This is a genomic window from Adhaeribacter rhizoryzae, from assembly GCF_008629685.1.
Taxonomy (GTDB): Bacteria; Bacteroidota; Bacteroidia; order Cytophagales; family Hymenobacteraceae; genus Adhaeribacter; species Adhaeribacter rhizoryzae.
Genome location: NZ_VWSF01000044.1, coordinates 1 through 11518, shown reverse-complemented (window position 1 = coordinate 11518; position 11518 = coordinate 1). Strand labels below are relative to the sequence as shown.

9 protein-coding genes are annotated in these 11518 nt (G+C 42.0%); 6 read left to right on the top strand and 3 right to left on the bottom strand.

Annotated features, from left to right (window positions below):
* Both F0145_RS25880 and F0145_RS25875 read right to left on the bottom strand, forming a co-directional pair.
* Nucleotides 1-858: PQQ-dependent sugar dehydrogenase (locus F0145_RS25880; RefSeq protein ID WP_190277652.1), on the bottom strand; the 858-nt coding region annotated here is incomplete at its 3' end.
* A gap of 838 nt (nt 859-1696) precedes the next feature.
* Nucleotides 1697-2239 (bottom strand): hypothetical protein, encoded by a 543-nt coding sequence (locus F0145_RS25875; RefSeq protein WP_223816245.1) that lies wholly within the window; start codon nt 2237-2239, stop codon nt 1697-1699.
* A gap of 2050 nt (nt 2240-4289) precedes the next feature.
* Between F0145_RS25875 and F0145_RS25870 the strand changes: the two genes are divergently transcribed.
* The 6 genes from F0145_RS25870 (at nt 4290) to F0145_RS25845 (ending at nt 10695) form a co-directional block, all read left to right on the top strand.
* Nucleotides 4290-4469, top strand: a complete 180-nt coding sequence (locus F0145_RS25870) for a hypothetical protein (protein WP_150093574.1) — start codon at nt 4290-4292, stop codon at nt 4467-4469.
* A gap of 166 nt (nt 4470-4635) precedes the next feature.
* Nucleotides 4636-5745, top strand: a complete 1110-nt coding sequence (locus F0145_RS25865) for a cytochrome-c peroxidase (protein ID WP_150093572.1) — start codon at nt 4636-4638, stop codon at nt 5743-5745.
* Nucleotides 5746-5838: 93 nt separating this feature from the next.
* Complete coding sequence (locus tag F0145_RS25860; RefSeq protein WP_150093570.1) at nt 5839-6174, top strand: hypothetical protein; 336 nt, start codon at nt 5839-5841, stop codon at nt 6172-6174.
* Between the two features lie 117 nt (nt 6175-6291).
* Nucleotides 6292-7056 carry an MbnP family protein gene (locus tag F0145_RS25855; RefSeq protein WP_150093568.1) on the top strand — a complete coding sequence of 255 codons (765 nt, stop codon included), beginning with the start codon at nt 6292-6294 and terminating at the stop codon, nt 7054-7056.
* Between the two features lie 118 nt (nt 7057-7174).
* Nucleotides 7175-9583: a TonB-dependent receptor gene (locus F0145_RS25850; RefSeq protein WP_317133206.1), complete on the top strand. Its 2409-nt coding sequence runs from the start codon at nt 7175-7177 to the stop codon at nt 9581-9583.
* On the top strand, nt 9580-10695 hold the full coding sequence (locus F0145_RS25845) for a PepSY-associated TM helix domain-containing protein (protein WP_150093564.1): 1116 nt from the start codon (nt 9580-9582) through the stop codon (nt 10693-10695). The genes F0145_RS25850 and F0145_RS25845 overlap by 4 nt, the downstream gene beginning before the upstream one ends.
* Before the next feature lie 99 nt (nt 10696-10794).
* On the opposite strand, the gene F0145_RS25840 is transcribed toward F0145_RS25845, so the two are convergent.
* A complete protein-coding gene (locus F0145_RS25840) occupies nt 10795-11199 on the bottom strand; it encodes a hypothetical protein (protein ID WP_150093562.1) in 405 nt (134 codons plus the stop codon).
* Between the last annotated feature and the right edge of the window lie 319 nt (nt 11200-11518).

Here is an 11518-nt window from a genome sequence, read left to right as displayed (position 1 = left end):
AAAACTACCGGAATTTGGCTTAAGCGACATGCGAAAAGGATTGCGTAAACCTAAAGCCCAAACTTTAGACCGAATGGAACCTGGGTTGGTGGTTTCATAAAAAGGATTACTGGCGATGCCGTTTCCGGTTTCGGGGTCTATCCGGAGGATTTTGCCGTTATAACTTTCGAGGATTTGCGACCGAAAAGCACCTACATTTTCCTGTTCCCTTATAATTCCGTCGTTTAAGGCCTGTTGGTAATAAGTTTCGGAAGCACTTCCTGTATCTATCGCATCGGGATTGGCACCCGCCCCATCACCGGTAGAAACCAGCAAAGTGCCGTCGGTGCCAAACACCAGGCTGCCTACCCCATGGCTAATGTGGGTGGTAGGAATACCGGTGGTTTTGGTGGCACCAATCAATACCTTCCGGCTGGCCAGGTTTACCGTGTAACCAGTTGAAGTCTTGGTTGCTGTATAACGGGTAAGCCGGCCAATAGAGGCATTATAATACTCATTTGTACTAGGGTTATAAGTACTGGAGCCATGGTGCAGCAAATGATGTCGGTCCACATTATATAGAAGATAAAAATACCCGTTGGTATCAAAGTTTGGATGTAAGGCAAAGCCCAGTAAACCCATATCCCAATAGCCGGCAACCTCATCTCTAATATCCAGCAGAACTTGTCTTTGGTTGTTTTCTACTATAAAAACGCGGCCTGTTCTTTCCCAAACAAACATTTGGTTACCTATTTTATTAAAGGCAAGGCCAACCGCTTCATTCCACTGACCGGATACCTCTGTGTTGCTAAATCCAGGAGGAAGCGTTTGAGCCAACAATTGCTGGCTGCTAGCCAAGGCAAATAACATTAACAACATTATAAAACCTTTTGGCAAAGGGGTTGACTTGGCAATCCAATCCTTGTTACTTAATCTATTTAGAAAATGATAAATACTTAAGTTGTCTTGATTTTTAGAATATATACGACTGTAAATTAAAGGCAAGCACCCTTTTAGCCTTCCCAGATTGTAGATTTTAAACATAAAGAAGTTGATTAATATAATTAAAATTTAATCATGTATGAGATAACTTAATGCGAAATTCTAGCCGAGCAATTTGTCGTGGGGTAGCAGATTTCAAAAGGCTGAACTATTAGGCACAGGTAATGCTACCACCGTTTTTTCAGGATGAATACTGAGATAATTAAAAATGGTACATAGTAACGGACTATTTTCAGGATAGGACATGGCAATAACAGTCCTGATTGAATCAAATCAGTATACTCACAGCGTAGCTTATCTTAAATAAAATTAGGATTGTATTTCTAGACCATACACGTCAGCTCCCTTTCTATACCTATTTTGGCACGTTTCCAGGTAATTACAATTATTTATTGTTTAAAAATATTGTAAACTCTCCTTTTAGAATTGCTTCAAAAAACAAGTTTATTCCAATTTAAACTTGCTATTATTTCCTTTCCTTAAGATAAATATTAAAATAATGTAAAAAAAGATTTATATAATATTTTTAGTAAAATATAAACGCTTAATAAAGTGTTTTTGGCTTGTATTCAAATAACCTTCCTGTATTTACGTGAAAATTGTTTTTGTACCAATAGGATTACGTACCATTAACAGCCATGTAAGAGCTGTTAGAGATTTACCAATTTATCCAGCTAACCAAGGTTTACTGTACTATCATAAAGCGTAAGAACCTTTACTTTTTAATATAAATATAAATATCTTTTACTTCGCCCTTTGGCGTGGAAGCTGTATACTTAATAGTAAGTTCACCCGTGCCTGTGGCATTTTCCCAGACCTCCGTAGATTTAATGGTTTCTGCTTTGCCGCCCCTGGTAAAAGTAGATGTGGAGGAAATATTCAACTCTTTTTCATTGGCAGACCATTTGGTGATTGATTTCTTGGTGACCGCACCATCGAAAAAATTATTAACTGACTCTTTTCCATCTAGGGTAATCTTTTCGTCCATGGTTAATGCCTGGCCATCCGGCGCTTGGCTGGTGCGGGAAATAATTATTTCATTGCCATTTTGCGTAACCTTTAATTGGTCAAAAACCATTCGCATCTGCCCTGGCGCAGGTACTAATTTGCTTTTTTCTTTTTTTAGAGTCCATTCCCCGCTGAAATTGGTTCTGGCAAAACGAGCAGAAGTAAGGATAAAACAGAGTAATAAAGTTGTCAGGCAAAAACCGGCGTATTGCTGGATGTTCCAGGAGTGGTTTGATGAGTTCATTTCCATTTTGGTAAACTAAGCGTTTATCCTGATAATTTAATAATTATTTTAATTATATTACTAAAAAGTAGTTAATTTAGAATAAGTTTAAATGAACAGGATGGGCACTCAAAAGCTCTATTTCTCTGAATAAGGTTATAACTAAATCAAAGTAACTTTTATTTTTAAAAGACTAGGTGAAAAGGGTTCGTTAACTAAGGTTTTCGGATTTCTTTGTTCCTTTTACGGAGTATCTGAGTAATTTTTTTATTCATGAATCCAGTTTTATTTCTAAAATTCAAACTAACCTTCCATTTTCTGGAAAATCTAAGAAGTTAATTATACTAATTGATCTCTTGATTATTATAATAGCCTTAAAATAATGTATTGGCACAGTAATAGCATATTCAGAAGTAAAAAACATTAAATACAACTTATTTATGCTGAAGTTACACCCCCTAACATTATTGGCTTTAACTAACCCAGTTAAAAGAAGAATTAAAAGAGTAAATTATATTTCCATTCAACATCACCTTATTCCAGCAAACTCAATGTTCATTAAAGTAGCACTCCGCAGAATAAAGCAATTTGCCTTTATCTTTATACTGTTGCTGGTTTACCTATTTATGGTAGCAGGAACATACCTTTTACTTTTTTAAACTTTTTTGCCAGGGGCTGCAAATTGGTAAGATGACTTGCCCATAGCCGTTAGGCTAAATTACCAGCGCTGGCGCTAAGTACTGTCATAAAAAGCAATTAATAATATAGGTTTTTTCTTATCTTCATTCTACCCAAAAGAAGACTTCCGGCTGAAAAACAGGACGTTCATCTTGTGTAGCCCCTCCGACCAGCTTTAATTTATGCAGCAACTTCCCCTGAAAGACATCCTCCTTAACGTAAGTATTGCTGTACTAGCAGTTAAGCGCTTTATCTGATTTGCTGAATTCCAGGAGTGAGAATAATAAAGCTTGCCGAATTAAGACTGAAATATTTTAACTAATAATATATCATTAGGAGCATCTGATTTCTTTTGTGCGGAGCAGGATTATTCGCCAATGGAGGTGGGTAGCTAATTAGTAATTATTTTTAGATTATATTACATTTTTCTTGGTTTAATCAACTAAAATCGCTTAATTACACAGTATTTTGTTTGTGAGAGTTAGCATCTTTTTAACCATCTAAAAAGATTTGACCAAAATTTAAAGAGGTAGCTTATGGCTACCTCTTTTATGGTCTACCGTATTTTATTATTTACCTATTAATAGGAAAATTAAGAGGGAGCGTTTTGAAGTTCTCCCATGATATTAATTATTAACCAGCTAAAATACAGGGCGCCTTGGGTGCCCTTTTTATTAGCCTGGATAAGGCTTAAACTCTTTACCGATAAATCTTCTGTAAGTTTTTGCCTGGCCTTAAAATCATCTCCTAAAGGTATACAGATGAATTATCTAATGATAGTCCTACTAGTAGCTACCATGGCTGCCTGGACAATGGAAGACTACTGGCGTAAGCGAAAAAAGAAAAATGGGGAGTAGTAAGGATGGTGTATGTTCAACCTGGCCTTAGATTTGGGGTAAAGCCATAGCTTGAGTTAACCTTTATGCTCTTACTATTGTCCATAATAGTGAGCTACTGCTGCTAAACCGATGTTCCCCAAAGAGAACACTTCTTTAAAGGCCGCAATTTCTTGCTTGGCAAAAGCTAAATACAATCAAGTTTCCTTAGCTAATAAGTCTAGTAATGGAATGCAGATTTAGCAACGTGTAAGCCTGCTTCTCCTTTTGATAGTTAAAATTCTCAAGAATAAAAGATATATTTTGTACAAACAAATATTGAATAATTATTAAATTAGGTAAACAATATAAGGATAAATCTTTTATATGCTGCATTTATGGAGCCTGCTGCCTTACCGGACCATATTCATGAACTAACCAATTCCTACCTACAGCTGTGGGTAGATACGGATGTGAAACTGATGTATACTGAATGGCTTACTTCTCCTTCGGTCAAGGAGTATGAACAAGCAGCTGACCTCTTTGTTCAATATCTGCAACAACATGCCGTAGAATACTGGTTTATGGATTCTAACCGACTGGGTGGCTTGTCGTTCCAGGAGCAAAGAAAAGTTATTGAGCAATTGGCCCCCGCCGTGGCCGCTTCCTGCTTAAAGAAAGTAGCCCGCATCATTTCCCAGGATGCGGGTAACCGCGTGATGTTTGAGGAAACGGTACAGGAGAAATCAATAGCCTATTTCTAGTAAGCTTAACGGGTCAAAACATTTAACCAAACATACCTTGGCACATAAGTACTGCTATGTTAAATAAGGCAGGTTCATCCGCAATATTCCATACTTTTCTATGGCGCTAAACTTTGCTATTCCCAATAAATAATAAAAATTTGAAATTTAAGTTATTTTAATTGGAATGAGTACTCGTCTTACATTACTTACTGCTTTACTTTCTGTTTTTTCCTTTTGGTCATGCCAAAAGGAAGAAAGCCTTTCTGCGCCAGAACCCGAAGAGCCGGAAGAAGCAGTTATCTATGACTTAACTTTTCCCAAGCGTTTTGGTAGCCCTACCATACCGGCCAATAATCCATTAACCCAGGCGGGTGTAGACTTAGGACGCGTGCTCTTTTATGAGAAAAAATTATCTGGGGATAATACTTTGTCCTGCGGCAGTTGCCACCAGCAAAAACTGGCTTTTACCGACGGCAAAGCATTTGGGGTGGGCGTTGGGGGTAAAATAGCCAAACGCAGTACCATGGCCTTGGCCAATGTGGCCTATAACACCTCCTTTAATTGGGATGGAGCGGCCGCTACCTTGGAAGAACAAGCCCGTTTTCCCCTGGAAAACCCGCTGGAAATGAACCAGAATATTGAGGAAGCCGTGCGGGAATTACAAAGCACACCAGCTTATCCGCCCTTATTTCAAAAGGCTTTCGGCACCTCCACCATCACCGCTGATTTATTATTCAAAGCTTTAAGTCAATTCCAACGCATCCTCATTTCGGCAAATTCTCCCTTTGACCAATACCGGGATGGCTTTAAGACTTTGCCTCCAGAGGAGATAGAAGGATTTATGTTATTTATGACGCACCCGGACCCAGCGCAGAACATTCGGGGCGGCAATTGTGGCGATTGCCATGGCAGCGACTTAACCTCCTTGCAACAGTTTCATAACAATGGTTTAGATTTAACTTTTGCGGATAATGGCCGGGGAGCTGTTACGGGTAGAAGTACCGACAACGGGAAATTTAAAGCACCTTCTATACGCAATATTGCCTTAACAGCACCCTACATGCATGATGGCCGCTTTAAAACCTTAGAAGAAGTGCTGGACCATTATAATGAACACATTCAGGCCAATAGCCCCAATTTAGACCCGCTTATCATGGAAGCTTCTAATCAGACCCGGGGCAAAACTTTGGCTTTAACGGCGGAGGAAAAAGCTAAAATCATTAAGTTTTTGCATACGCTCACTGATGAATTTTTTATCCAGGATAAGCGATTTTCAGAGAAGTTGGTTAAATAATTATAATTTTTCTGAATTATCTATGATGTTAATGCTTATGCTGATACTTTTGTCGTATTGAAAAATCTAATTACCATATTGCTGCTGGGGGTAATGTTGACACAAGCATTCAGCAAGCTGTTGTTGGTAATAGACTACCAAGCCAATAAAGCGTTTATCACGGAGTTCCTGTGTATTAACAAAAATAAGCCGGAGCTGCATTGTAACGGCCATTGCTTCTTAAAAAAGAACCTCAAAGAAGCCGAAGAAGCGGAGAAGCATTCCACTAATCCCACCCAAGAAATTAATATTACCCTTTTTTACCAGCCTTTTTTCCGGATAGCGCCAGTTACTTATTTTAGCCCGGTCAATTATTTAATTGCTACGCTTAGCTTATACCAATTTACGCGCCTTCTAGATTCCTTTCACCCGCCTCAGGTTACGGTTTAATATTTAAGCAATCAGGCAACTTATACTTGCCTTAATGGTTTGTGCATTCTTGAGCCAGTCTTAAGAAGCTACTGTGCTTACCTGTGTTTTTCTATTCATTAAACGGTAATCTTTAGCATGAAAAATTTATTATCTACCTATACTGCCCTCTTTATTATCGCTTTTCTTCCGCTCCTAACTAGCTCTTGTAAAGAAGACGCCGAACCCAGCTTACCCGGAGAAGTCAAGCTAGCATTTAAACATGTAGTAGGCCAAAATGCCCTTTCCCTGGAAGACCAGGAGTATACCAATGCCAACGGGGACAAATTCAAAGTATCGACTTTTAAGTACTACATCAGCAATGTGGTCTTGAAAAAAGCCGACGGTACGGAGTACAAACAAGCCGAGAGTTATTATTTGATTGATGAAAGTAAGCCGGCCTCTAAACTCATAACTATTTCGGATGTTCCAGCCGGTGAGTATAGCAGCCTTACTTTTACCATTGGGGTAGACAGCACGCGTAATATTTCGGGGGCGCAAACCGGGGCTTTAGACCCGGTTAACGGGATGTTCTGGACCTGGAACAGCGGTTACGTGTTTGTAAAACTGGAGGGTACTTCGCCGCAATCCCAGAATGGCGGTCTGGTGTTCCATATAGGCGGCTATGCCAAACCTAATAACACCATCCGCACCGTTTCCCCGGCGCTGAACGGCCAAAAGTTGCGGGTAGCCGCCGGCAAAGCCCCACAGCTTCACCTGAAGACCAATATTCTAAGTATGTTCCAGGGGGCTCATACGATTAAGTTTTCTGAGTTAAGTTCTACCATGGGCGGCGCTAATTCGGTTAAAGTAGCCGATAATTATGCTACGGGCATGTTCCAGGTGGACCGTATTGATAACTAATGCCTTCGCCAGCTACACTTCCAGGCAGCAACCGAGGGATAGTAAGGTACATTCGATTAACCAATCTTCATAAATAATATATTATTCAATAAGGGCAACGCCCTTAACCGTAGTCAAAATGCCAAACGGCGGGATAGCTTCGTCCATCAAATACTTTCAGATGAAAATAAATATTTATATTCTATTGCTATTGTTGTGTGCCAGCACCAGAGCCTTTGCGCAACGAGACACCGGCACTTTAAAAGGGCGTGTCCTGAACTTGAAAAATGAAGCGGTCGCGGATGCTAACGTTTTATTACAGAATACCGGTATGGGTACCAAAACAGATGCCGCTGGCAATTTCAGTTTTACTGCTATTCCGGCGGGAAGGTATGGATTAGTGGTATCCAATGTAGGTTATACGACGCTCAAACAAACCCTTAACATTACCCCCGGGGAAAATGCTTTTCTCGATTTAAAGCTATCAGAAAGTAAAGAAGAATTAAAAGAAGTCACCGTCATCTCAACCAGAAACCGTTATCAGGTGCAGCAATCCAATTCATCTACTAGAATGGACATCCCGCTATTAACTACGCCGCAATCCGTCCAGGTTGTTTCATCAGCCGTGTTGCGGGACCGACAAGCCTTTACGCTTAATGAGATTGCCTCTACTTTCACCGGCCTGAAGGCCAACAACGGCAACGGTTCGTTTAATATGCGCGGATTTACAGCCTATTCCCCGAATGATGCCAGCTTTTTGCTTTACAACGGCATTCGCGGAAACTTATTCCTCTGGAGCCAGCAACCCCTGTTGTATAATGTAGAAGCAGTAGAGTTGCTGCGCGGACCCTCCGGAGCCCTGTTTAGTGAAGGAGCACCGGGAGGGGTAATCAATTTTATCACCAAGAAACCACTGGCTGAAAGTAGGTACAGCGTGGATTTGTCCCTAGGGAGCTGGAAATTCCGCAGGGTCGCAGCAGACCTTACCGGTCCCTTATCGAAAAACAAAAAGCTGCTTTACCGGGCCATCATTGGCTATGACCAATCGGAAAGTTTCCGCAACGACCAGCATAAAGAAAACCTTTTCCTGGCCCCTTCCTTCACCTATCTTTTCTCCGATAATACAAACCTTAACCTGGAGCTTAACTATGCCCACCAGCAAGCGGTTCATCAATATGACAATGGAACCTTCATCCGCACCCGGCCGGATGGTACCTTCGATTTTAACTACTATCCTAACAATCTAACTATTCAAAGTCCGACTGATTACGGCAAGACAAATAATACCTCGGCCACCCTTACCTTTAATCATCGCTTTAATGAAAAACTAAAATTGACGGTTGTTCAACGGGCCGTGAGAAATGTGCTGGACTATACCGACCATATACCGGTAGGAAGGATTCGCAATGATTCTATTAGCCGGGGATACCAGGACTGGGAAACGGACCGCTTTAGTTTGCAAACCACTGCTTATGCGAGCTATGGTACCAAGACTGGCCCTTTGAATCACCAGCTCATCGTTGGTTCGGACTACAACCGCTATGGCTGGACCCAAAATGATTATCAGTACAAACCCTCTTCCCGGATCTCCATCTTTAATCCGGATTACAGCCATGATGTTCCGGCCGCTGATGTGGCAGCGGAAGAGTCTGATGACAACAAGCGTATCACTAATTTAGTAGGAGCCTACCTTCAGGACCAGGTCAGTCTGGGGCAGCGGCTTAAAGTTCTGCTTTCTTTAAGATATGACAACTATAATGGCCAGGAAACGCCGCTTTCGGCGCGGGACAACAAACAAGGAGACCAGCTGCAAGCTTCCGGCTTAATCCCCCGGGTTGGACTGGTCTATCTGCCTATTGAAAATGTTTCCATCTACGGCACCTACTTAAAATCTTTTAACCCCCAAACCTCCAACAACGTGCTTTCCGGCGGTCCCTTCCCTACCCGGAAAGCGACCCAGTATGAGTTGGGCTCTAAAGCAGATTTCTTTAAGGAACAATTGTCTGCTACCGTTTCCCTCTACCAGATAGATTATGCCAACATCCTCACGGCGGCCCCGACGGAAGAAAACTCTCACCGACAAGCAGCCATTGATGGTACCCGGAGCCGGGGAGGTGAATTTTCCCTGGTGGGTACCCTACAAAACTTTAGTATAATCACGGGCTATGCCTACAATGAACACGTCTTATTGAGTACGAGTAGCTACGGCAAAAAAGGCGACCGCTTTGCCAATGCCCCTAAACACATGGCCAACCTTTGGCTCAAATACAACCTGACCGCTACGGCGGCGAAAGGATTAGGGGTAGCTGCCGGCGTACGCTATGTAAGTAATCAAGTCGGTTTGCTTAGCAACCAGAACTTTCTATTCCCGGAATACACCGTGTTTGATGCCGCGCTCAATTACCAAAGAAAGCGCTATAACTTGCAGGTTAATGCCTATAACCTGACAAATAAACATTATTTCACGGGTAGCAGGTCCAGCACCGTAGCCGGCGGCTTAGGCGAACCTATCAATTATCGGGTAGGGGTAAGCTATCAAATCCGATGAGCAAAATAAACCGCATCAGCAAACTAGCGTTTGCCCTGCATAGCTGGCTGGGCCTGGTCAGCGGCATCTTTCTGCTGCTGTTGGGTCTGAGCGGCTCGGCGCTGGTCTTTTTAGAAGAGATAGATCATACCATCAATGCGGACCTGCTACGGGTTCAGCCGGAAGGTACGCCCTTGCCCCTGGATACGCTTTACCGAAAAATCGGCCGCGAACATCCCCATTTAGCTGGGATGGCCTGGTTAAATCCGGAGGCAAAGGCGGAGCAAGCGTATGAATTCCGCCTCTATCAGAATGATGGCAAGCTCAGCACCTATGACCTGGGGCTTATCAGCTTGAATCCTTATTCTGGTAAGGTCTTGCGGGAAGGAAACTTAAAAGATTTGAATCCAGGTATCATGCACTGGCTCTTTCAATTTCACTGGAGTTTTCAGCTGGGCATTCCTGGTTTACTGCTGGCTACTGTTTTTGGCATTACCATGCTCTTGTCTATCGTCACGGGCTTGATTATTTACCGCAAGTTTGTCTGGAAAGTGTTGCTCTTTGGAGTTAAAATCAAATGGGATAATTGGCGGACCATCTCCTCGGGCCTGCATCGCATTGTAGGCGTTTGGGCCTTGCTTTTTAATGTAATCATCTTCTTTACCGGGTTCTGGATGAACAAGTTTGCCATGGAACCAGCGTATTGGCAGAAACAAACCCTTTCCAGTCCGGCCAATACTTTATCGTCCCAATCTATTGATGTAATGTTGCTAACGGCAAAAAAGAGCATGCCCGATTTAATTCCGAATAATGTGTATTTACCTACCCAACCCGACAAGAACTTCCGGGTGAGCGGTACGGTTAAGCACCAATCGGCTTTCTTCTACCAAGGAAATTCCATTTCTATTGATCCCGTTAGCGGACAGGTTCTATCCACAGAGCGTTTAGCAGAAAAAGGAATCTGGGAAAAGGTAGAAGCTACTTTTTTCCCGCTTCATGTCGGTAACTTTGGGGGGCTGCCAATTAAAATATTATACGTAATCATCGGCTTATTACCCGGCTTACTTTCTTGTACTGGGGCTTTGCTGTGGTGGCGAAAAGTAAAAAACCAGTATCGTTATAAGTTCAGTTGAATACGTATACCCTAATAAAATCGCTTATGCACTAAAGCGCAGTAGCATCTTTTATGATGATGCTGCACATTCCCTGCCTTATATTTTACAAACAGGTATCTAGCTCAATAACCAAGTCTTTGCTTCCGGGTGGCTATCAAACTCCCGGAAAGCGAAAGGACACTTGCCCGCATAAATTACTTGCTGCAGGATGGTAGACAAACTATATGTATGTCCCTCCAAAGCATTTACCTGGGCAACTTTCTTTAATTTACTAGCCAAAGGAATAAAATTAGCGGTCCATTCTTGAACGGTCCAGAACTGGTCTGCTTGTCGCACCTGGCCAGCCAGCGCTTGGTCATCCAACCAGCGTTTTATCTTATATTTTTGAAGGATGTTGGAATAAGTGTTCAGACAATCCCGGTATTCCTGACTGGAGCAAGGTCCTTTCCAACTAGTTTCTAGCAGCTGCTCTTGGCGATAATAATTGACTTCCAGATAAGTCGTTTGAAGAAGAAGCATCATCTATTTTAGGTAGAACAACAACAGGCGCCTCGTAGATTGGAAAACCTGCCTGGGTTTAACTGCTAACGGGTTAACCGCATAAGTAGAAAAAGGTTTTACTCCTAAACCGTTCTCCTTGCACTGGGTAACACGTATTTCCCGTATGCTTCACATGATTCGGTTTGTATAATGGGTTCTACAAAGCCTATAACAGGTGTTATCCTATGTTTGTCCTGTTGCCTATATTTGGTTTAAAGAGATGAAAGGAAGGTTAAAGATTTAAGGTATTATTTGGTCTTGAGAACCTGTTTAACATGAGAATCCCCTTCCTTTTCTATGG